This window comes from Brucella sp. NBRC 113783, from assembly GCF_040372265.1.
GTDB lineage: Bacteria > Pseudomonadota > Alphaproteobacteria > Rhizobiales > Rhizobiaceae > Brucella > Brucella teleogrylli.
Genome location: NZ_BAABRX010000009.1, coordinates 33,040 through 55,754, shown reverse-complemented (window position 1 = coordinate 55,754; position 22,715 = coordinate 33,040). Strand labels below are relative to the sequence as shown.

Below are 22,715 nucleotides of genomic sequence, written 5' to 3'. Positions count from 1 at the left end.
ATTATTCCGTTGCTATCGAATTGATCGCAGCAATGGCGGTCGCTGGATCGCCATTAACAAAGGCCATAGGTCCACAGTCTTGCCGAATGTCTTCGGCAAATGACGTGAGATTTGCGGGACGTTTGCAAGGAGCAGTCTTTTCCTTGACCGTTCCGCAGCCGGCAACGCCGGCTCCGATGGCGGCAAAGATAAAACACTTCAGGAAGTTGTTAGCGATGTTAGTTTGCACTGTACGTCAACACCTTCTTGGAATTGGAAATGTCGGTGAGGCGGCGCTGATTATCGGCCTGCAATGACGACACGGCACCGTTCATCACGCCGATCAGTTCATTGATGGTCAGACCTGCTTGGACTTGCAGCTGCGTGTTTTGGTCGATGGAACCTTTAATGTCCTTTGCCTGACCGATACTTTGCCCGGCCTGTTCAAAAGCACTTCGGCGCGTCGTTACCGCCTGTTGCGAACCATTTACGAGTGCGGCGACACCAAGCACAGTGCTGACCATCTGTTCATAGGACTTGTCTCCGCTGAAGCTGCTATTTGCTTGCCCCGACAAGTTCTTAACGAGCTGAAGCCCGTTGATGAAAGTGGACGCCACCTTGGCGATGTCACCGCCCATGCTGCCAAAATTTGGCACTCCGCCGGACATAAGGCTGTCGAAAGAGGGCATTGATGATACGCTAAAGCCATTCCCGACGGCCAGGTTTTGCATCTGGTTCGCATCGCCGCCGCGATCACCGGTAACGGCCTTCAATGTCTCCTCGACCGTCGTCAGGATTTCCTTGTTTGTCCCGAGGATCTTGTCGGTCGTAACCGAGGTTTGCTTGGCCACTTCATAATTGGCAGCGTCGATGACAGGGACGCCACCTGCATAAGCCGCCATGGGAGCGAACGATGCTAGAGCCACGGCAATCGCAGACGCCGAAATGATCAGTCGTTTCATTGTTAGTCTCCCTTATTGAGGAACAAGGTTGAGTTTGATGTTCGCCTCGCGTTCACGCTGTTGAACGCAAGCCTTTTCTTCCGGATTCCATTCGAGGCCGGTACGGGGATCGCAGACGCCGGTCATTTCTCGCGGCTTGTCGTCTTTCTTCTTGAACGAAGCCGATTGAGATGCGCCCGAAATGCCACTGGCTGAAACTGCATTGCGGCTGTTGAGCAAGTTGGCCATTGAATTGCCGAGGACAATCACCTGGTTGACCATTTCGAGGTTCGCATTTCGAGCGCCGGCGTTGTGATCCCAACTGTCCTGAATAGTGCCAGACTGCATACCGCCGAGCTGCGTGAGCCATGAGGCGACGTTGGCGGTACTTTCCTGTGTTGCTTGCGTCGTTGCCATCGAAATGATGGTCGAATCCCGCATACCGGAATATGCGGTGTCACCGCCGCCGTAGTTCATGGGCAGGTCTTTTGAACCGCCGAACGCCGGCGTCCATCGTTGTGTGATGTTTTTGACGTAACCCTGCGTTTCTTTGAAGGGTGGAATGCCGCCGTATTTATTCACGTTGCCCGCACCAGCATTGTAGGCGGCAAGGGCTAGGTTGGCGTTACCGTTGAAACGCTTGAGCTGCTGTTTCAGATAACGAGCACCACCGCGTAGGTTCTGTTCGATGTTGTGAGGATTTACGCCCAGCTCCTTTGCAGTGTCTGGCATCAACTGCGCCAAGCCGATGGCGCCGACGCTAGATTTCGAACACGGGTTGAATTGGCTTTCCTGATAGACGAGCCCAAGAAAAAGGTTCTCATCGACGCCTTCCTCACGAGCGACCCGCTTCACCAGTCCTGCGATCTCCGGATTAGCTTTGGCGGCTGCGACCGGATCATCCTTCCGACCTGGTCGATAGACAGCACATGTTACGCTCTTGTTGAGGGAAAACCGGTCTTTATCCGTTTTCTCGATTTCGGAAGTTTTTTGATCCCGAACTGTTCGTTCGGACAAATTAGATCCGTCAATGACAGGAACGCCACCAGCCCACGCCGACAATGGCATGGTTGCAGACGCCAAAAACATGCATAGACCAGCATTCTTATGCATCATTCCTCTCCCATCCGCAGAATTCAGCCAACCAGTTTTCAGGCTCATCGCCATATCGTTCGCGCAGGGCTGCGCATTCCTCGACGGTCTCTTTTCGACCAGACAGCACTTTGACGAGATCCGGCATGTTTGAGAGATCGAGACGGGCAATGACCGAGTCATTCCCATGCTTGACCAGGAAGGCTCGCTTTTCTGGCGGGGTGTTTTTGATGAAATTGAATTCTTTAACGGTCAGGCCAAAGCGCTTGATGTAGCTCTCTTCATCAGCACGGGGGTTCGGGAAATGAATATTCGTGGCCGACTGTTCGATAAGCGTGTGAGACGCCTTGGCCTTGGCAATATCGGCTGCTGACTGCGTTCCGAAGCCAACAATGCCGTTGAGCTTACGAATGGTTTTCATCTTATCGATGATGAAATGACTGAATGTTTCGTCCATAAGCAGCTGCCAGCCCTCATCCATGAAGAACATGACTGGATCGCCGTTCAGGAGCTCATCGAGACGGTGATAGAGGTACATCAGCGCGGGCGTCCGAATATCCTCGTTGCCGAGGATGCTGGTCATATCGAAGCCGAAAACACTGCGTCCCGAAAACGACAACACATCATGCTGCGCGTTGAAGAGCCAAGCTTTTTCGCCGTCGATCCAAGGACGTAGCCTTGACGCCAAGTCGTTCGCATCCGCACGCGAACGTCCCACCAGCAAGCCCGACAGGTTTGGCAAGTTGCGCTGCGCTGCAGGCTCTTCCATGATACGGGCGATCGCCCGTTCCAGCGTATCTGCGTCCTCCTGGCTGAAGTCGCGGTGATCGCTTGATCGCAACATCGATTTCAAAAGGCGCAGCAGGAAATCACGATTAGGGCCGGAGTTTTCCAGCTGAAGCGGGTTGAAACCACTAGGTGTTCCCGGTGAGAGGACTTCGTAAGCTCCTCCCATCGCACGCACGAAGATCTCGGCACCTCTATCTTTGTCAAAAAAGACAGCTTTCGGCGTTGGACTGACACGCATTGCCTGAGCCAGCAAGAATGTCAGAGCGACGGTCTTGCCGGAGCCTGTTGGCCCGGTGACCAAAAAATGGCCGATATCGCGACGGTGAAAATTGAACCAGTATGGTGTTTGCGAGGTGGTCTCGAGTATCGTTATCGGCGAGCCCCAATGAAGATTGTCAGATTGCCCGGTCGCGAAATTATGCATCGATGACAGGCCGGAGAAATTAGCCGATGACAGCATGGCCTTACGCGCACGATAGCTGTGGTTGCCTGGCAATTGCGCCCAGAAGGACGCTTCAAGATTCATATCCTCCCGCAGCCAGTTGATGTTCATATCTGTCAGGCAGCTACCGAGCTCGGAAACTGCCTTGCTCAAACCGTCAAGGTCGCGAGACAGGCAAAGCAAAGAGAAATGGTGAATGCCAAAAACAGCCTCCTGGTTCATAAGACTGTTCAGAGCAAAGTCGATATCGCTTTCGACCGCGCTACCGGATTCATCCGACGCGGCAATCTGGCGCTGAAGCCGGGTAATGCGCTCTTGCGCAATCGGCTTGTCCGAGATTGTGAAGCTTTGCGTCAGTATAAACTCGTGATTTACCTGTAGCAGACCGTCCAGCATTCCCGGACCGGTGTACGGCGGATATTCCTTTATGGAGAGCATTGCGCCAAAGCGATTGGCTTCATCGACAGCGGCTTGTGTTTGCATTGCTCGCTTGCCGAAATGCAGGCGTGATGTTCCGACGTAATTTCGAATCCCCATCCGCGGCAGTCGCATTTTGCGCGGTACACCGCAGGCAAGGATTGTGTTGATGAATTCGCACGGTTCAGAATATGGCTCCCCATCGCGATAGGTGATACCAAGCTCGCGTGCGCCATACTTTTGCAGCTCACGGGTCATATTGGCGACAAGTTCTTCTAGCTCGGTCACTATTTCCCGGGTTTGCTGATCTCGAACCTCAGCCCCGCCGGATCGCGTGAAAGCGCGGCTTACCACGTCGCTGAGGCCGAGGGCGCCGCGCATATTGGTTCGTACGATGGAGAGGTATATTTCGTTGGCGAACATGCGTTTATGGCGCAACTGGCTCATATACCGGCTGTTTAATTGATCGCAAAACGGGTCATCGAAAGCGCCACCAATTTCGGAATCGACCTGTCGGCGAATTACGGTCGACCAGACAGAGAAACGGCTCGATCCAAGCGCTCGAATGATCGTATTCTGAACATTCGAGCGCATGTTGAGTTCGGCTTGGTCTTCCGTTTGGAAAAAGAGGCCATCAAGCTTAATGACCGACATCAGAGCGCCGTTTTCCAAGCCAATCACAGTATCGGACAGATGCCGCAGATACGGGATATGTGTTGCCATAGGTTGCTCATTGTGAGCGACCTTGCCAAATCCGAGTTCTTCCCTGACGACTTTCAACATTTGCTATGGTCCGTACGAATTAGTTCCCCAGAAGGACTTGTTGCGTGTGCGGGGCGTTTTGCGTGCGGTGACTTCGAGAACATCGAGGATTTTGTTGTCCCAGGCGCAAAGGGAGAACAGGACCACATAGCTGATCGGGGCCAGGAGCAGCGTCCAGAAGGACTTGCTGACCAGCCATGCTATGATTGTGATCCCGATAACAACGACGACCGCCATATACGGAATGCCCCACATGGTAGGAGATCGGGTAAGTCCGATCACCAACGGGGTCAGTTGCGGCTTTACTTCCTCGTATTCGGCCATCGCTAGTTTCCGACCGTGCTGATCAGCTCGTCGACGATTGACGGAGCGCCGAAAACCAGTCCGATGCCGAGGATGACACCGCCTGCAAGAAACCAAGACAGTCGGCCCGCAAAGGCGAGGAAACCAAGCGCCATGACGGCGATGATTGCAAACAGCCGTCCGATAGGGCCGCTAATGAAGTCAACGATAGCTTGGAACACGGTCTGAACCGGCGCGAAGGCACCGCCAACGCCACCTGATTGTGCCATCGCCAAATTTGCCCCGGCAATTTGCGCCGCAGCCAGCAAGCCAAGGCAAAGAGCCAGCTTTGAAGCACTGATATGCCAAACCTTATTTTGTTCGTTGATCATCCTTCTCTCCTTTAAAAATGCATCACGCCACCAACGAAGGTGCCGGTTTTCTTGACTGCTATGACTCCGGATTCAGTGTCGCTCGCTATGACCGGCGAGGATCTCCGACCGCCGCCAACGAGCTTCTTCTTCGGCGCTGGCATAGCCACGCCGAGTTGGTAATTGACGACCTTGGCCACGTAGCCAACTGTTTCTTTGAAGGGTGGGACGCCGCCATACTCATAGATGCGGCTTTCGCCTGCGTTATAAGCGGCGGCAACAAGCAGCGGATTTTGGAACTCGTTCAAAAGAACACGTAGGTACTTAACGCCGCCGTCAATATTCGATGCCGGATCGCAGACGTCGCGGACGCCGAAGCGCTCAGCGGTCTTCGGCATGAGCTGCATCGGACCGCGAGCGCCCTTGTCTGAATTGCGAGAACGGTCGAATTGGCTTTCCGCCCAAGTGATTGCCGTCGCAAACAGAGCGTCAACATGATGTCGACGAGCAGCCTGTTCGACGAGTGATTTGATTTCGTCAGGTGTTAGGGGGGAGGGGCCGCATTCCGGTACGGAAATTGCAGCCTGTTTATCCAGAGCTAAATTACCGAATCGGGACAGTTCACTCGGATTAGAAATATCCGTATTGGTAATATAAGATGGAGAGGTAACGGACACATAGGCGCTCGACATATAACCAATATGGTTACTCGTTGTAGGCTCGTTTCCGCTTTTATCCTCGATGGCGGCGACGCCATTGGCGCCCATAACAAATTCTTTGCTTTCGCTTGGCCAGCGGCGATTGAAAACCGTCAAAAAAGATGGCGAGCCGGCTGCATTCTGAGCTGACGGCTTGACGCCATTATCTTGCACAAATGGCGCAATTACACCGGTTTCTTCTGCGCAAGCGGCGGTAATCCCGAGCGGAGCGTACAGTGCGGCGCTTAGTAGTAGCGCTTTGATTGATAGCCCTTCCATTCTAGCCCTTGTAGCTCTTGTCGCCGACCTCACACGCGCTGTTGAGATTGCGGCGAAAACCGATTAAGTTCATAATATCATGATACCGAATTGGCTAAGTGATACATGCTTTTTTGCAAATCATAAACCCCCTATGAGCAGGGAAAACGAATAAGCAAGACGGTAAGGGCTAGAAAATGAAGAGAACCATCGCAGTGGCAATGAGCAGTTGTATGTTGGCAACAGCCGCAATCGCCGCGCCAGCAATCAACAAGGATTACATCAGGTCGCTGGCATCGCCTGGTAAGACCGTGCTTGTCATTGAATATTATGACGGAGACGGAAAGGTTACAGCTCGAAAGGGGTTTGCATCCGCTTCGGGCTATAAGGCGACCTCACCGACCGAATTTCGGGTTGATGATAAGACCCTTCTAAATCTGTACGGGCTAGAAGCCTGCAAAGGCGAAATGGTTAACCGCAAGGATGATTTTGCTGGTTCTTGCACTGACTACGCCAAGCAGCAGCTGCAGATCATGTTGCAGTCGCCGAAGGTTCTCTTTTGTCGAGCATTTGTAAGTGAAGAGCGCGCACCCAAACAAAATGTGACGTGCTACGGCTATTACAATTACCCCGGAAGCCTGGACACCGTTGATATGCTCGAAGAGCAACTGCTCTCTCTCGGAGCGCTCCGCATTGCGACATCGAAGGACGGGAAGCTAGAGCGTCCCGATCTGGAGAAGGCGCAGAAGATTGGAGAAGACAGCTCCTATGGAATGTGGGCCGATCCGCGGGTGAAGGCCCAATGAAGCTAGCCTTATTATCGCTATGTATGATCCTTTTCTCGCCAACGGCTTTTGCCGCGCCGGAGGGATATTTCGACCTCCAGCCGGGCGTTACTTTGGAATCTGGCGATACGTGGGTCTCTGAAGGTCAGCGCTATCGGCTCTACGGTGTTCAGTCATGCCTTCGGGGAACTGTTTTCACTGATACGACCGGAAGAAAGAAGGACTGCGGCGAGGCATCGCTTGCCGTATTCGCCGCATATATCAAAGACACCACGCCGGTGTGCGCTCCGGTAGCGCAAACTGCCGATACTTCCTATGTCATTTGCTACGCCACAATCGGCGGAAATCGTCTCGATCTAGCGACGGTGTTGATAACGAGCGGTTATGCCTTTGCCGCGCTGAAGGCGGACGGTCTTCCCTATTATCCAGCATACGCAGTGGCCGAACAAGAAGCTCGTGAGAAGCGGGCAGGCCTCTGGCAATTCGAAGACGTTCAGCATCCTGCCATCCTGTTGAGCAAATCGGCAAACGAACGGACGAGGAATGCTCAATAATGAAATATTTGATTGTAGCAATATCATTTGCCCTCGCATCGACACCAGCATTCGCAGCTGATGCTATTAAACGCGCGCCCGCTGCCAACTTACCGGTGCACCCTAGCCAGCCGGTACCGCTTCCAATCTTCAAAGGTCGTGTCGCGGTTATTGATGGTCGAACTCTATGGTTTCCCACTTATGCCCAACGAGTTCGGCTCGCGGATATTGACGCGTGCGAATTGCCTCAATGGGCGTTTGATCCGAAATGGACGAACAGGGACGTTACGAAAGCACCTCCGCCTGTACCTTGTGGCCCCTTTGCAAAAGCTTGGCTCAAAAGAACGATCGGGGCGTCCGCCGTCACATGCGCTGTTGTTGGCTATGATGCTGAAGGCATGGCACGAGCGAGATGCGTATCACGAGGACTCGACATAGCACTCGAAATGCTTCGCGTGGGTTGGGCGAGGGTGGATTCACCATACCTCAGCCATACTCAATATATGGGCTATCAGCGGGCCGCTATGTCGGCACGATATGGCATGTGGGGAGCTTACGTTCTGGATATGAACGAGTGGCGGCGAAAGGCCGTCGACAATACGCTCGATCGTCAGCCAATCGCGGATTTCAACCTACTCGTAGAGCGCAAAAGCGAGATATCTCCCCCGTTCGCCGACGCGCACACAAAACCAAAAAGGACAGACCGATAGTTGTCAGAGATCGCTTATATTGCGCTCAATTTCTCGCGTGATCCCATGGCCTGCTTGTTGCTGGCCATCCTGCTATCGTTTTTGCTCATCATACCGTCGTCGAAAATCTGGTGGGTCCACGGGACAATCGCGGCCCTTTTCCTCACCGTATCGCTGTTTTTCCACGAACAACGGCAAATGTCGTTCGATGCGTTCTTGATCGGCGTCTTTGCCTATCCAGCGGTATGCCGCGATATTCCAAATCAGCTCTTGGTCTATCGCGTTGGTATTTACTGGTTTTCTGCGTTCACACTTATCGCCCTATGCAGCTACGCGGCCGGAGATCTCGTCACACGGTCCCCCTTACACGCCCGAGAGGTGTTGCCTATCGAGTTGATTTCAACAGCTACAATATGAGGATGACCTGAAATGAAGCAGTTTCTGTTTGCACTCGCTGGCCTTGGCACTATCGCCTTGATGCCATCCGCTGCAAAATCGCAGGAAACGGGAGGGACGCCATCTTGGGGTTGCCAGGTCCTTTTGTGCGCAGCATCATCAAACCCTTCGTGGCATGGTGTCCCTTATTGCGTCCCGCCAATGACCAAGTTGATCAAGGCCATGGCAAAGCCGGGCTTCTCATGGCCAATTTGCCATGAAGCTAAGTCTGACAAACCCGGATATCAGCCTTACGAGGATTGCCCGTCTGGTTTCAAGGAAGCCAGCAATATGAGTGATCGCGGCGCAATGCTGTCCAACCGCTGCGAAAAGACAATCAACGCCTGCACCAACAAGATCAGGGAACAGAACAAAGAACTTCAGCAGTACAAGGATGTTCAATATCGAGACATTGGCAACTCGGATCGCGGAAATAGTTGTCGAAAGGTCGTCTCCATTGCTCGTCCAATGCGAAAAGACCCTTACTTTTTCGACATTCCCGATTATCAAGGTCTGAAGGGGCGCTATTGGTTCAACTTGAAACTTTAAGGAGCTCCAATGAATCAGAACGCACTTCTCGCATTGGCAGCAAGCGCCGGCATCGCTGTCGGCGCGGGCGGTACTTGGTTCGTAGTCTCCAACGCTTCGAGCAACGCAACAGCCATTGCAAAAGCCGATATCGTTGCAGCGATCAATGCCGACCCTACACTTTGTCCCGTTCCCGATGAGCCAGCGGCGAGCGCCAAACTCGATGTGCCAACTCAAGCTGAAGCACTGCTTGCCGTGAGGAAACTGGAAGAAAAAAATCCGCTCTTGTGGGACGGAAGTGAACTCGAAAACCTCTCAGTCTCGTTGGCGAATTGTTGGCCAGTCGACGGTGCGACCGGCACGGTCGAGTGCGTTACCAACGTCAAAAAAAATCCGTCAGCGCAAGCTATTGCGAGGACGGTTGGATTTGCCAAGGATCAATCCTCTGGCGAATGGATTGCGACAGATCGCAAATAATGAGGCCCGGAGCGGGCTTCCATAACAGTTAGATATTATCGACACTCTTCAAAACTGTGGCCACTTCGTTTTTCGCGAGGGTTAGCCGTCCTGAGATAATAGAGGCTGCGAGATAGACCAGTTTGCCGATTGCGTCATCAACATCTTGTGGCTCATAATCAACGATCCGGCGAGGATCGTCAGCTAGGGACGATAGTTCCAGCAGTCGCTTTGTCGGGCCAGCATTACATTCGTGAACGCCGCCGCTTTCGTTCTCCCAACTTATCGCATTCCCAATTGCATCCATAATTGCCTCCGAAAGTCATTTTCAGAAGATGGGTGAAGCTCATAAGTGCAATTCTCAAAACTGACGCGTAGGTTGATAACGGCAAGAAGCACACTCACTGGAAGATCGAATGCTTCTTACTGTTCGATGCTCAGTTTCTTACCTCCATGCACCAATTTCTGACGAAACAGCCATCCCAAAATTAAATGATAAAAACGTTGATTAAGGTATCTTGCACGCTAGGATACGAAACGAAGTGAAACGCAACGAAATTTGAGCCGGTAAGAGATTGATAAAAAACGGAAAGTTTTTTTTCGTTCCACCGAACGATGGGAGCGATTTCAAGGAATTGTTCAAGCGCATCGCCGCTGAGGGCGCTGGCCGCCCTCTCGGTAGTGAAGGCGCTCGCAGGGGTCCATGGACGCCCGAGCTACTCGCGGAGGCCATCACGCTTGTCGATCCCAAGCGCGTCGGCGTTGATCTCCGGACTGTACAGCTCTGGTTTCAGGAGAATGAGAAAGGGATAAGCACTACCAACATCGGTTTGCTGGCGAGAGTTTTAAGCTGCGGTGACGCGGCTGCCAGAAGCGAATGGATTATGGAGCTTAGCGCGGCTCAGTCCCGGTTGGTGGCCAAAAGACGCGAGATGAAAAGGGCTGAAAGTGTCGCGCCATCGGAGCCAGGCCGTGGTGCAGATCAAATAGCAATCTCGGAATCCGTTAGAGATGAAGACGGTAAGCGATGGAACCTTGCCAGACACTCTGAGAAGCTTTTCAGCGAAGGTTCTCCCCTGAATCTGTCTGCTTCTGTTTTTGCGGGAATGTCCGCCCTTGGATTCCTTTCGTTCATCATAGGTATTCACAACGTTACATTCACCAGATTCGATGGCGTCATCAAGCAAGTCGGCTTCCTTTGGGCGGCGAACTGGACATTAGTGTTCATGGTTTTCCTTCCGCTGTTCCTAGCCTTTGTTTTTGAACTGGTGAATTCGTGGAAGCACGAAAAACGGAGGGGGCTTGTCAATGGCGCAATCGAGGACAGCGACAGCGCGTGGAAGCGAATTATTGACGCGTCATCCGGTTCATTCTGGGCAGTGTTCCTAATATGCTTGTTATTTGCGGGTGTTTTTCAGTGGATTGGCGTCTGTTTGATGCCTCTCATCAAAGGCGGAGGTAATTACGCCACCGATTGGGGCACAGTCGCGATAGTCCGGCCTGAAATCGTAACGATACCTGTTGCGATCTTTTTCACGGGGCTCGCCTACCTCTATATGTGCCTATCGTTTTATCTTTTTTTCGCCGGTCTTATTCTGCTCTATTCGGTCATCAATGACTTTTGGAAAATCCGCGACGCGGCAAAATCACGGACCCTCTTGGACGCCGGCGATCTAAGCGATACCGGGTTTTGGGTTATGCTGTGGGTTTTCCGCTGCACACTCTTAGGTATGCTGATCGCTACCGTTATGAAGCTGCAAAGCTCTTATCTGGCATCAAACGGCCCGAGCATCGTTGCATGGGTGATTAGCGACCTTACATCGATCCTATTCGAACGTGCAGATGTGCACAGTCGCATTAGCTATCGGATGCCGACACACTACAGCAGCCTGCTTATCGCAATATCGACCAGTTTTGTCTTTTTATATGGAGTGATCCGCGCAGGATCTGGAAGTCGTTTTAAAGTGGCTCTTTGGAAAATGACCGCAGTTGTGGCGCTGCTTTTCGCAAGCTATTTGTCTATCGACGCGTTTTCCGGCTTTACGGTCTTGATGTTTGCCGGGCTCCTAATCGCTATTTACGGTTTATTTGATCCGGCCTTCGGGCGCGGGCGTGCGAGTGAGGTTGGCAATCAAAGTGTTTCATAGTTGGCTTGATCAATGGGATGAGAAACGGGCACGACGCGGAGAAGACGATAAAAAGGCAACGATCGTCAGTCTAGATACAGAACGCGCGTTTCCGGGCGCTGCGAATGTTTCCAATATCGAGGAATTCTGCAAGCTCGGGGTAAAGGCAGCTGCCACGCCATCGTACTTCAGAGCGCCACTCGGCAACGATAATGATTATGAGCGGGCAGGGGATTTCCTCAAATTTCCATCTGACATTTTGACAGACGTTGAGGAAAATAACGTGGTCTGGTCGAAGATCACCGATAGCGGCTCGCGGGACAAGGCACTGGTGATCTTTCATCATTGGAACGCACGATCTCGCAACCGACAGATAGCAGGTTACTTGTCCAAAAGGGGCATCACAGTCGTTGAGATTGCTATGCCTTATCATTTCGAACGCAGCCGTCCGGGGTCCCACTACGCTGATTATATGCTTAGCGCGAATCTCGGTCGAACGATCCAGGCAGTGCGGCAGGCCGTGTGGGATGGACAGAAGCTCATTCGTTGGCTGAAAAGCGAAGGGTATCGAGAAATCTCCGTACTCGGAATGAGCCTCGGTTCATGGGTCGCAGGATTGGTCGCTGCCCATGATACCAATGTTGAGAAAGCCTCGCTGTTTCTCACAGGCGGCAGTCTGGCCGAAATGGTCTGGACCGGGCGAGCAACGCGAGCCATACGCGAGAGCCTTGAACCCACGATAGACCTTTCTCATCTGCACAGGGCTTGGGCACCGCTTGATCTGGGAAATTACGTCTACAGTCTCGCTCGTCCTGATCTGGATATTCAGATTGTTTTGGCAAAAAGAGACAAGGTTGTATTGCCGGAACTGTCAATTGCACTGTTGGAAAGTCTGAATAATGCTGGCGCGGAGCCCGATGTTCTGCAATTAAACTGTGGTCACTATTCACTGGCAATTCCGCCGTACATTATCGTCGCCGGATTGAATCTAAAGCGGTTTTTGTCGCAATCTGACAGTTCAGATCGTCAGATGTGACCTACCAATTGTGAATATTCATCATCAAGGGCAGGGGGCTTGCCCCAATCAAGGGGATCAATTTCACCATTTTCGGAGAGGAATTAATGGTCAAACTGCCTTTGAAGGCCCTGCTTTGTACGAGCTGCGTTGTATTAGGAACGGCAGGTCACGGTTCTGCCGGCGGTCTGGAACGCGGCGGCTATAACATAGATCTTCTGTTCAATCCGGACCGGTTCGCCACGGAGGCGAACTCCACCTATGTCATGCCAAACAGGAAGCTCAACAACGTCAGAGATAGCAGTCCATGGGACGGGCCGGTCGGAGGGGGACGAACCGACGGTGTTAAAGAATCTGAGGCTTACCAATATGTTGTAATGCTGAATTCTGACGAGTTCGAGAAGCTTCAATTCGGCCAGGACTTCAATGTAGAGGATCATGTTCTGCCCACCATCCTCCGGGACACGGAGGATGGTGGACTGTTCGGCTTCCGGTTCAAGTGATCACTTTCGGCCTCACTTCGTGCGTGATGCCACTATGTAGGTCGATCCGTGTCCATTGCGGACGAGGGGTATCGATAGGCGACCAAGCGCCTTCGCCTGAATGGACAACGGCGCTCCAAAATCATGCCGCATGCTTCCACCACTTGCCGTGGTCCGCCATGCCCCGAAGCCTTGGTCGAAAACCAGCGTCACCTTGATGCCGCCTTCGAACGTGATATCCATGTACCTTGCGTGCGGGATCTGTTCGAACTTAACCTTCAGACTCAGGCCTTTCTCCTGCGCATAGGCGAGAATCGTCTGCTCCGCCTCCGTTCCATCACGCCAATCATCGAAGACCCTATATTGCATGTTGTTACGAGGAGCTGGAGGCGAGGTGAGGAGTTCGACAGCGTGAGGTGATCCTTTCATCAGATCAGCCACCGTATCGATGAACAGTTTGGCCACGAGCGGCGACCGGACGTATTGATCACTATACCGGATCGATGTCGCCTTCAGACCTTTTGTGACACCGATCACGGCAACGAGACTCCGGATCCTATTTGCCATCGCAGCACCAAACAGCGTTGCAGGGCGATCGAGTTCGGTCGTGATGGTCTCATACTTCGACCCCGGCGACGGAAGAAGTGCAGTTTCGTTTAGAGGACTAGCGTCACGAGATGTGTTGACCGAGCCTCTGACGATGGGCCGAGCCACTGGGATTCCCCACATTTCGCCTGGAAGCCATGGACTTTCGTCCATACACGCCCAAACCAAGTTTTTGCCGCCGGTATCCACAGCAATGCCGACCATGCTTCCGCTGCCAACGACAGGAGTTTCCCCGACTAGAATGGGGAACGGCGCAGTATTCGTGGAAAACCTCTTGCCCAAGTCATACAAAGCGAGCCGCCCCGCCGTGTCGCTCGCCCTCAAGAACTCCTGAGACACCACAAATTCAATTGTGTGGCCATGTAGCCGCCACCTATCGAGCACGGAAATAAGGGGCCAAGCGGCAAGTTCGCCGGCATCTGTCTGTGCAGGCAGGTAAATCTGCAAGTTCGGCTTCAAGCCTTCCCGCAGCACTCGCTCGACTTCATCTAGAAGGGATGTTGAGATCGCCGAGTCCTTCGATATTCGATCCTCCTGGTTCAATTCCAAGTCAAACGAGAGGTGCTGCCGTACATAACGTAGGGCTCCGGTCCGATCGAGCGAACCTAGCTCGAATGGAGCATCGCGAACTAGGACGCAGGCCGCGCAGCCGCTCGTGCAGCCAGGATTTGAGCAATCAAGTATCTCCGTGGCTTCGAATAGAACCTTTGAGAGATGCCCAGGGATCGAGGCTGCAAAACCAGCACCTCCTGCCGCCCTGTCGAACACGAGCAATGAGGCTGCACGGCCGCCTAGAAATCCTTCCGATGTCTTGGTGGCGAAACCCATCTCGTCCGCTTCGATCCCAAGGACTCGAGCAGTACCTTCGCGGATCGCAATTGCCAGCGCCGTGGCACTCGCCTTGCTCAGAGAAGCCGATGGCTGGATCTCGAATACATCAGTCGTTATCTCGTAGCCAAGTTCCATGTTCCGCCGGACTGACCACGCGTTACTGTTACCTTCGCAAATGAGGGCGTTTTCGTCCTTTTTCCATCGAAGTGGTGCGTGACCTGATAGAGGCGATGGCGTGGCTTGATCTATCTCTCCCGTGTCAAGAACCGGGTGATCCGGCGCGGCTCTACCGCAATGAAGGCAGAGAGCATAGCCATTCTTCATCGAACCGCGATTGCTGTAATAGACAGCACCCTCGCGGGTGCTTCGCAGACGACCGAGTTCGGGAATGGGAAGCGAAACCCAGGGAGCTGCGCGAACGGAAACGCTTGGCTCCTCTGGTGCCACGTAAGAAATCATATCCGTTTCGGCATGAACCTTGTCTCGAACATCGACGGAGAAACCTGCCGGCCGCAGATATTGCGTGCTGGTGACAGGCCCGGCGCATGCTGGGCACGCGGTGAGCTTGGTCCGTCCGGAATCGCTCGTTCCGCAACGTTTGCAATTCCAGTGAAACTTTAGGCTTTGTACATCTCGGATGTTCTCCTCCGTCGCAGGCCGCTTCCAGTTTAGCAGGACACCGGCGGACTTGTGCACCAATCCATCGAGAACGATCTCTGATCCTGGCGCATAGTCCCCGATCGCCAGATCAAGCGACCTCTGAGGGCCGGACAATCTAGTTGCACGTCGACCATCCGTCGGATGATCCGATTTTGAGCGATGGGGAAGAAACGTCACTACCCCGGTAGGGAAGCCGTGGCCAGGAAGGAACCCACGGTCAGCCAGTGCACTGAGCAGAAATTCGTCGCAGAGCCTCTGAAGTTCCATTCCCATTCTGCTGCGACCAGCACCCTTCACGCCCTCATCCTTGGCAAGAGCCTGGAGGCCGTCCCATTCACTCTGGAACAGCTCCTCAAGATCCGTGACCGCCTGAAGGCAGGAGTCGATCATCACTTTCTCGCCTTCAAGCACCGAATGCTTGACCAGACGTTTCAGTTCGATCTCGATGGCCGTTGCCGTCGTAGGTGCCCGCAGCCATTCCTTGAAATGCTCGACCGGACGCTGCTCCAGCAGTAGGCGTCGTTCGCCCACGGCAGCCGGCGCACCAAGAAATGCGCCGATCGTCATCCGGATCGGGTCTCCGCCGCGCCCCACCATGAACCGCCGCAGCAGGAAAGCATTCACATGTCGTTGTACAATGGGACGGCTGCTCAGGGCGACCCGAGGCGCGGCGATCGATCGATTCAGGTAACTGATCGGAGAAACGAATGCCTCCCTGTCCAAGGGACGATCACGGCAGAAGGTGAAGGCCAATGAGAAAGCCTGACCACGTCGACCGGCACGACCGACCCGTTGCTTATAGCTAGCTACGGAAGGTGGCACGTTGGTCATCATGACCGTGGACACAGAACCAATATCGACGCCCATCTCCATGGTCGTGGAGCAGTTCAGGATGTTGACCTCGCCATCCTTGAACTTCTGTTCGTACGTGCGCAGAAGGGCGCTGTCCTGTTGAGCTGAGTGTTCGGCGGATCGTGCATATTCCGCGAAGAGCGCGACACGGTCCGAGATATTGTTCCATGCTCCGGATGCTCGAAGGCCCGTAACAGCTTCCGCCTCTTCGAGCCAATGCCCAATTTCTACCCGGGCGACCGCAAGATCCGTCTCGCCGAGAAGGGGTTTAGGGTGCCGCGGTAATTGGACAGGTTCAGCGAGACTGGGTTTCGACCGCTGTGTGCCCTGTGCGAAAGGACTGGTGCCAAACGGCGCGAAATCGAGAATCCTGCGTGTTGTGTGGCATAGGAATCCGTCAGTAACAGGAGCGACAAAGGATTTCCGCAGGTCCAGCGCTCGTTTATCCGGGTCATCGCTGAACAAAGGCAGGAGGTTGTGCCAAGCCCTGTCGAAGCATTCTTCGATATCAGCCCGGTGATCGGCAAGCGTGATATCAAGCTCAAGACCGTTCAGCAACAACGCTTGCGGCGTTGAGGGCATGGCCAGATTTCGTGGCACACCTGGCCATGCCAGCTTTCGGCGATCACCAAGCGTTTTCGCACCGGGACTCAGGATTCCCTTGGTCTTGGCGCGGGGCGTGATCCAATGCATCAGATCACCATGAACCGAAACTGCCGCGTTACCTCGCATGAAGAATGCGGTGATCGCGTAGAGGAATGCCCGCCAGTCATGGATGGTTTTCCCTCGCCGTGCGAATGGCGTGGGCAGCACTTGCTGGCTATCTATCACCGGGAAACGTAGGCGCGCCATTCCAAGCGTCTCAAGAGATAGGGCTTTTCGCGGACGTCTGGCGAGTTCGCGAAGAAGAAGAAATTCCGCGAGTTCCACGCTGCCACTGAATAGACGAGGATCTCTAGGTACCCACACTTCCTTCAGCCACCGATCAACCTCGCTTCTTTCGCTGAGGCGGCTGACCATCTCGTTCCACGCAATTCCCTCCAGACGCTCGGCACCAGCATCGGCAAGCTCACGCCGCTTGGATTCGAGAATGTTCTGTACCGCGACGATCGGCGTGGCAGCCAGAACCGCTTCCAACCCTGCGATCTCCTCCTTGAGCGCCGTAGTATCAATCTGGGGCACGATAGATATCGAGTGCTGAACCGTATGGTATACAAATGATCTGACGAAGTTTCGCTCGGCTTCTGCCTGCATCTTTGCCGACATCCGCGCAGTACCTTGACGACTATCAGTGAAGGATAGAAGTCGACGCCCCTGTGATGGGACCGAAATATCTACCCGACCAGGATCCACCCCCTCCAGAAGGATCGGAGCCGCGTTGGCAATCATGAACGGCGCACCGAAGCGGGCAGGCCTGAGCAGGCTATCAACACCTCGGGTAGAAGTCTTTCCGCAGCAGGGGCAGAAGTCAGCCTTCTCTTCATACGACACCGTCACGGTGTCAGTGTCTTTGTCCGGCCTGGTCTGCCATCCGTCGGTCGAGAGATGGAGAGGTCGAAATCCCGTTGCCCCCTCAGGCCGCAGAAGGATTGTTCTTCGGACCTCAGGATAGGCTTCGTCGACCGTCTCCTCGTTTTGAGTTTCGTCATCTGTTTCTGGGTCATCCTGATCACGAAGAGCTTCGAACTCGAATTCATCAGAGTCGACGCCGCGACGCGTCGACTGAATCCTATCGTTCGCCGCATCGTCGTGTGCTTCAAGGACTACCTCGCCACATTCCTGGCAACTTATGATTTCAAGCACGGGCGCGGAGCATGTCGGGCACGCGTCTCTCGGGTCGATGAAAACTTCTCCGAATCCCCAGCCTGCCGGTGCGCTCCTGCAGTTGGGATTGACGCAGCTCCATATACCGGGAACGGCACGCTCGAATCCATGAATCCTCATCGGTGCAAGGTTTTCAGACTCGCCAGTTTCCGGGTTGGCCCGTTTTGCATCCGCCAGGAAGCTCATAAAGCGTTCAGCATCGAGTCCCACCCGCCTCGCGACGTTTTCCATTTCCGCCAATGTTTGAGGGCGAACAAACAGCTTGTTCGCAACGAAATCCCACGCCGTGTCATCCGATGCGAGTGCATTGAACAGCTCACCACCGGTCATTGCCTCAAGTTTATCAGAGCTCGGTAGTTTCGCCCGAGAGGCAGGTCTAACTGGAAGCTGCCTTTCGCCCTCGACCACATGCACATTCGCGTCCGCGATCCCGGCGACATCCGCGAGGAATCGTTTCAACTGGTTCTTGATGTCGTCCCCGGATCCGATGGTCGCGGACGTAGCGACGAAATGCACCTGCTCAGGCTTGCAGTCGAATGCCAGAAGGACTCGACGAAGCAGCAAGGCTATCTCCGCCGCTGCGGCACCTACCAGTGAATGCGCTTCGTCTAGGACAATCCACTTTAGCTTACCCTTGGATCTTTCGATGATCGGCTGATCTTCGGCCCTCGCGAGCATGTACTCGAGCATCGTCACGTTCGTCACAAGGATAGGTGGCGGGGTTGATCGGAGCTGCTCTCGATCGATCTGCTGTTCCGGAGTGACGCGCTTCAAGCTTTCGGGCTGCGAGTTCGGCAGGTCACCATTGTAGAGGCAATATCGAATGCTTCCACCGAATGGACGAGTCCATGCCGACAACCGTTCGCGCTGGCTCTCGATCAGAGCGTTGAGGGGGTACAGCATTATCGCCTGCACCCCCTCGATCGTTCCTTTGCCGCCGATTGCCTGCGATACAAGGTCACTTAGGATTGGGAAAAGGAAGCATTCCGTCTTTCCTGAGCCTGTGCCAGACGTGACAAGAACCGACTGCGGGTGGCCTTGCTTCGAGAGATGCTCCCAAGCTTCCAACTGGTGTCTGAACGGGCGTCTGGTCTTCGGAAACCGATAGTCGCTGCCTTCAGCCAGTCCATCTATGGCTTCGACGAAACGAGGATGCAGAACATTCGAAGGAACGCGAGCCATGTTCACCGCGGCCGGAACGAATGGGTGTGCGCCCTCGACTATTGGCTGTTGAAGCAACCCGCCGGCGGCAGCGGTCTCAGCATTGAAAACTTGCCGCAGATGATTGACGAGATGCGTGTCTCGAATGCCGGACTGGGAGATGATTGCTTCGGCGGAGCGACGACGAATCTCGGAGAGAGTGGCAAACGGCTTCAATGTGTAACCTCGAAATGGCGCATGATGTGCGCGTATGCAAATGAAACGTACCTGCCGTGCTCGCGAAGAGCCTTTCGCAGTAGGATGTCGCTGGATAGGGTGATCTTCAGCATTCCTCGAGATGCGGCAGCCAATGCGACAGGCGCTACCACTCCGTCGAAGTCACCGACACTGAAGTTATGGAATATGGTCGGCAGCCTTATTCCTGCGGTCACGACCTGCTCGAGAACTGGATCCCTCCGCTTGGCTGATATCGCAGTGTCGTCGTCAAACATCCTCTGTTCCCGCACGAAATTCTGAAGGACATCCTCAAGCGTAGGCATCGCCGTTTCCGGAAAGCCGAATTTCACGAACACTCGATCCAATCCCGGTTCGAGTGCAAGAACGCTGGCACGCATCGATTTGAGTTGGTCGATAAGCAGGGTCTGTCGCATTCCTTCGGGGAGTATCGAAAGAGCAGATTCGAGCGCATCACGGGTGGTGATGAAAGCTTCTTCCCATGCGCTGGAAGGAATGGTCAGCCAAAGAAACGGCAGTTGTTCCTGCAGATTCCATATAGCCTGGCGTTCACCGTCCGTCGCCGCAGACAATAGCAAACGGAGCAGGGCACGAGGTTGGAGAGCGATCTGTTTCAGCACCTCGAATGCCGATGCCGGAAGCCCGTTCAGTGAGCATACGAGTTCGACTAGGAATCTGACGTCTTCGGTGGGGAGTTGTCCTTTTATCAAGAGATCTACAGCCACCTGCAGTTCGGACACAAGCCTCGGGAACTCCTGCTGTGCAAGAGCGGACTGCAATGGTGTTCTCGGAGCCTGGTCCAGTTGCAAGTGAACAAGCAATGGACGGGATACGACATCTGGACCGTCACGCAAGTATACAAGACAAGGCCCCCTACACCAGTCCGGGATCTCGTACGCGCCGTCTGCCGTGGCCCTTAGGAGATGCTCTCGTTCAGGATTCATGATCATTCGCGCAACGGGCTGTTCGGTGAATTCGGAGGAGAACACCACAGCACCATCGAGCTTACTCGGCCGCCGGTAACGGTATTGCTTCAGGCAGATCGGCTTACGAGAGTCACCAAGGAAATCGAGTTCCAACACTGCATCCTGATCCCCGATTTGTGCAATGAACTCCTCCATCACGCGCTTCAGAGCCGACAAAGGAAATTCGTCGGCAAACTTGAACTGGAGTGAATTTGATTTCGAGACACGAGGAGCGACTGTCAGCGTCGTCGTGTGTGGCGACACCGCAATCGCACCGCGTAGTGCGGTGATATCGATCTCTTGCCCGGCCGCGGCAACTTTCCCATCGCTGAGGATGATAGATGCCTCACGGCCTCTGAGGGTAACGGTGGCCGACAAGGATTGGCCGCCGGATGTTCGCAAAATGACTGCGACTTTGTAGCGGGGCTTTCCAACGAAAGAGAATTTCAATCCCTCGGCGGATTGTTCGGTCAGGTTCATGTCGCCGGAAAGCTCGACGTTCCAGTTGGGCAGGGATTCAAACGTGATCACACCCTCGGTGGCGCTCGTCATCCGACCTTGAATCTTGGCTCCAGCGGGCAGGATTGCAATGCGTCGTCGTTCCAGTTGTATGTCCGCAACCGGATCTCGCCAGGAAACATCGAAAAGCCCGTGCTCTGACAGTCTCCCATCAGGAACTGGCTTCCACACGTCTCCAAGTCGTCGATACTGGAGTTCGCCGCGCCTTGGCTGACGTGATCCGACTGGTAAAGCAATCTTGAAGCTGACCGATCCTTCGCAGAGTTCGAATTCGTCGTCCGTGTGGATCGCAGTCGACGCCGACGACAATATTTCCAGGCTCTCTTGCCGCTCGTCTTTTCCGGCCTCGACGCGGTAGTGCTCTCCGGTCGCAGCGCCGGGTCTGGCGAAGTATACGGTGCCGGATACGGCGTGAAGTGTGTGGCCGTTGTCGACGGACCAAGTCTGCCCAAGAGCCGTCCCTTCGGCTGCCGTCGCGTTCCAGTCAGTTGGCACTAGAACGTAAACGAGAGGAGGGGGCAGACTGGCGGATCCCGTCTTTGCAAGCCTCATCTTCCTGGGTTGTGCCGGATCCGATCCCTCGTCCGGAATGAATGTTGCAATCTGCGACGTGACAGGCGCGCCTTTGGGCCAGACAACGGATATTGCCTCCGATCCACAGGTAAGATTGGCCATTACGCTTTCGTTCAATGGAAAGCCAACAATGAGCTTCCCTAGCGATACCAGCGGACGCACCCGCCACGCATGACTACCCTCAACTGGAGGCTCAAACAGCGCGATCTGGCTTGGAAGGAAGTTCGCAAGGGATCCGGAAGGACTGGCTTTCCACCTGCCATTCAGCGGGATTGCCGCCATCCGGCTAGCTGGCACTTCACCTTCAGCGTTCAAAAGCAGTGCCGGTTGCCATTTTTCCCCATCGAAGCAGAGGTATCGGTCAGCGCCGATCCCCGAACCGGAGATCGCGCCAACCTTCTCGTTGAGAAGGCCACCTAACAGCTTCCGAGCGATCTCATCGTGCTCGGCAGACATGTAGATCGGAAGACTTTCCTTCCAGTCCGGGCTATGCGCATCAAGATATCGTACGGGATCGATGTTCGATGGCGCTTGATCAAGTGCTTTGCGCCACTTGACCAGTTCGACGATGAGTTCGCAGCAGAGGTCGACGAATCCTTCCTGCCGATATGAAATAGGCACCTTCCATGACATATCATGAGCAAATCCACGGATGTGCTCGCGATCGATCCCTGTTAGGGCAAATCGCATGATTGTTCGCAGGTAGTCGGCAAGCCACGTCGATCCCCCATCTGCTAGAAGGTGTGCAGATATCCCTCCTTCTAACGCAAGCGTAAGAAGGAATTCACGACTGGTTTCCGATCGTATCAGACGCCGCTTCCAGTATCCGATGCCAATCCTTGTGAGGTTCCTTTTCGTACGGTCCGGAACGTCGCGGAGAATTTCAATGGCAACAGAGTCCCACTTCAGGAATAATGTCATCGCCTCGCGTCGAAACCACTCCGCGCAGAAGGCGACGAACATACTCGCCGCCGCCCCATCCTCCTGCAGCAACCGTCGGGTGGACACGCGGAGGCTCTCCCTGAGCTCGGCGTATTCCTGATCGGTCATCCGGTACTGGTGGAGTGGCCTTCCATCCGGAGTGTGCAGACCGCGCTTCAATAGGAACGTTGCATTCCAATGTCTTTTCGGGGCCGGTGGAGTTGAGGAGCTGGATGCCTTCCTCAGTCTCCTTAGCAGGCTGAGGACTTCCATGTGGAGTTCGATGGCATCGTCGGAACTTCGAGGTTTCAGCGCACCGCTGATTTCCTCAAGACGAACCATGTCATCGCGGCTGCGATCAAACTCGGCGCGTAGATCGTGATCGGATAGTTCTTTCAGACGCAACTTTCCCCCTCCGTTGCATCAGCCCTGACACAGCAATGGTTACCTTAAGTTGAAAAGGTTCCGCAAGCTGAATTGCGACACTTC

Annotated in this window: 19 protein-coding genes; 9 read left to right on the top strand and 10 right to left on the bottom strand. The window is 54.2% G+C overall.

Annotated elements, in window-relative coordinates; genetic code table 11:
• Position 1: 1 nt before the first annotated feature.
• Genes ABWW11_RS21210 through ABWW11_RS21180 form a run of 7 tightly spaced genes read right to left on the bottom strand, consistent with a single transcriptional unit; the run spans position 2 to position 6,052 of the window.
• Entirely contained in the window at positions 2-229 is a 228-nt protein-coding gene (locus ABWW11_RS21210) for a hypothetical protein (protein WP_319080603.1), read from the bottom strand.
• Positions 219-941: a type IV secretion system protein gene (locus ABWW11_RS21205; RefSeq protein ID WP_319080602.1), complete on the bottom strand. Its 723-nt coding sequence runs from the start codon at positions 939-941 to the stop codon at positions 219-221. The genes ABWW11_RS21210 and ABWW11_RS21205 overlap by 11 nt, the downstream gene beginning before the upstream one ends.
• Before the next feature lie 12 nt (positions 942-953).
• Positions 954-2,009: a lytic transglycosylase domain-containing protein gene (locus ABWW11_RS21200; protein WP_319080625.1), complete on the bottom strand. Its 1,056-nt coding sequence runs from the start codon at positions 2,007-2,009 to the stop codon at positions 954-956.
• Positions 2,010-2,025: 16 nt separating this feature from the next.
• On the bottom strand, positions 2,026-4,443 hold the full coding sequence (locus tag ABWW11_RS21195; RefSeq protein WP_319080601.1) for a VirB4 family type IV secretion/conjugal transfer ATPase: 2,418 nt from the start codon (positions 4,441-4,443) through the stop codon (positions 2,026-2,028).
• Between the two features lie 3 nt (positions 4,444-4,446).
• The gene (locus ABWW11_RS21190) at positions 4,447-4,746 is read right to left on the bottom strand and encodes a VirB3 family type IV secretion system protein (RefSeq protein ID WP_171319434.1); all 300 of its coding nucleotides are present in this window, start codon (positions 4,744-4,746) and stop codon (positions 4,447-4,449) included.
• A gap of 2 nt (positions 4,747-4,748) precedes the next feature.
• The gene (locus tag ABWW11_RS21185; RefSeq protein WP_319080600.1) at positions 4,749-5,096 is read right to left on the bottom strand and encodes a TrbC/VirB2 family type IV secretion system protein; all 348 of its coding nucleotides are present in this window, start codon (positions 5,094-5,096) and stop codon (positions 4,749-4,751) included.
• Between the two features lie 11 nt (positions 5,097-5,107).
• Complete coding sequence (locus ABWW11_RS21180) at positions 5,108-6,052, bottom strand: lytic transglycosylase domain-containing protein (RefSeq protein ID WP_319080599.1); 945 nt, start codon at positions 6,050-6,052, stop codon at positions 5,108-5,110.
• Positions 6,053-6,228: 176 nt separating this feature from the next.
• Between ABWW11_RS21180 and ABWW11_RS21175 the strand changes: the two genes are divergently transcribed.
• The 6 genes from ABWW11_RS21175 to ABWW11_RS21150 are packed head-to-tail and all read left to right on the top strand — an operon-like array spanning position 6,229 to position 9,478.
• Positions 6,229-6,837: a hypothetical protein gene (locus ABWW11_RS21175; RefSeq protein WP_319080598.1), complete on the top strand. Its 609-nt coding sequence runs from the start codon at positions 6,229-6,231 to the stop codon at positions 6,835-6,837.
• Positions 6,834-7,370 carry a thermonuclease family protein gene (locus ABWW11_RS21170; RefSeq protein ID WP_319080597.1) on the top strand — a complete coding sequence of 179 codons (537 nt, stop codon included), beginning with the start codon at positions 6,834-6,836 and terminating at the stop codon, positions 7,368-7,370. Before ABWW11_RS21175 ends, ABWW11_RS21170 begins: the two co-directional genes overlap by 4 nt.
• The gene (locus tag ABWW11_RS21165; RefSeq protein WP_413464703.1) at positions 7,367-8,059 is read left to right on the top strand and encodes a thermonuclease family protein; all 693 of its coding nucleotides are present in this window, start codon (positions 7,367-7,369) and stop codon (positions 8,057-8,059) included. Before ABWW11_RS21170 ends, ABWW11_RS21165 begins: the two co-directional genes overlap by 4 nt.
• On the top strand, positions 8,060-8,455 hold the full coding sequence (locus tag ABWW11_RS21160; RefSeq protein ID WP_319080595.1) for a hypothetical protein: 396 nt from the start codon (positions 8,060-8,062) through the stop codon (positions 8,453-8,455).
• Positions 8,456-8,467: 12 nt separating this feature from the next.
• Positions 8,468-9,022, top strand: coding sequence for a hypothetical protein (locus ABWW11_RS21155; RefSeq protein ID WP_319080594.1), 555 nt, complete (start codon positions 8,468-8,470; stop codon positions 9,020-9,022).
• A 9-nt stretch (positions 9,023-9,031) separates the two neighbouring features.
• The gene (locus ABWW11_RS21150; RefSeq protein WP_319080593.1) at positions 9,032-9,478 is read left to right on the top strand and encodes a hypothetical protein; all 447 of its coding nucleotides are present in this window, start codon (positions 9,032-9,034) and stop codon (positions 9,476-9,478) included.
• Between the two features lie 28 nt (positions 9,479-9,506).
• Here the strand turns inward: ABWW11_RS21150 and ABWW11_RS21145 are convergent, their stop codons facing one another.
• Positions 9,507-9,764: a hypothetical protein gene (locus ABWW11_RS21145; RefSeq protein ID WP_319080592.1), complete on the bottom strand. Its 258-nt coding sequence runs from the start codon at positions 9,762-9,764 to the stop codon at positions 9,507-9,509.
• Between the two features lie 268 nt (positions 9,765-10,032).
• Here ABWW11_RS21145 and ABWW11_RS21140 point away from each other — a divergent pair, with 268 nt between their 5' ends.
• From ABWW11_RS21140 to ABWW11_RS21130, 3 genes are all read left to right on the top strand, one after another.
• Positions 10,033-11,604, top strand: coding sequence for an RcgA family putative transporter (locus tag ABWW11_RS21140; protein ID WP_319080591.1), 1,572 nt, complete (start codon positions 10,033-10,035; stop codon positions 11,602-11,604).
• A complete protein-coding gene (locus tag ABWW11_RS21135; protein WP_319080624.1) occupies positions 11,594-12,619 on the top strand; it encodes an RcgR family putative quorum lactone hydrolase in 1,026 nt (341 codons plus the stop codon). Before ABWW11_RS21140 ends, ABWW11_RS21135 begins: the two co-directional genes overlap by 11 nt.
• Before the next feature lie 86 nt (positions 12,620-12,705).
• Entirely contained in the window at positions 12,706-13,101 is a 396-nt protein-coding gene (locus ABWW11_RS21130; RefSeq protein WP_319080590.1) for a hypothetical protein, read from the top strand.
• A 12-nt stretch (positions 13,102-13,113) separates the two neighbouring features.
• On the opposite strand, the gene ABWW11_RS21125 is transcribed toward ABWW11_RS21130, so the two are convergent.
• Together ABWW11_RS21125 and ABWW11_RS21120 are read right to left on the bottom strand one after the other, a co-directional pair.
• Positions 13,114-19,230 carry a DEAD/DEAH box helicase gene (locus ABWW11_RS21125; protein ID WP_319080589.1) on the bottom strand — a complete coding sequence of 2,039 codons (6,117 nt, stop codon included), beginning with the start codon at positions 19,228-19,230 and terminating at the stop codon, positions 13,114-13,116.
• Complete coding sequence (locus ABWW11_RS21120) at positions 19,227-22,631, bottom strand: STY4851/ECs_5259 family protein (protein WP_319080588.1); 3,405 nt, start codon at positions 22,629-22,631, stop codon at positions 19,227-19,229. Before ABWW11_RS21120 ends, ABWW11_RS21125 begins: the two co-directional genes overlap by 4 nt.
• Positions 22,632-22,715 lie beyond the last annotated feature (84 nt).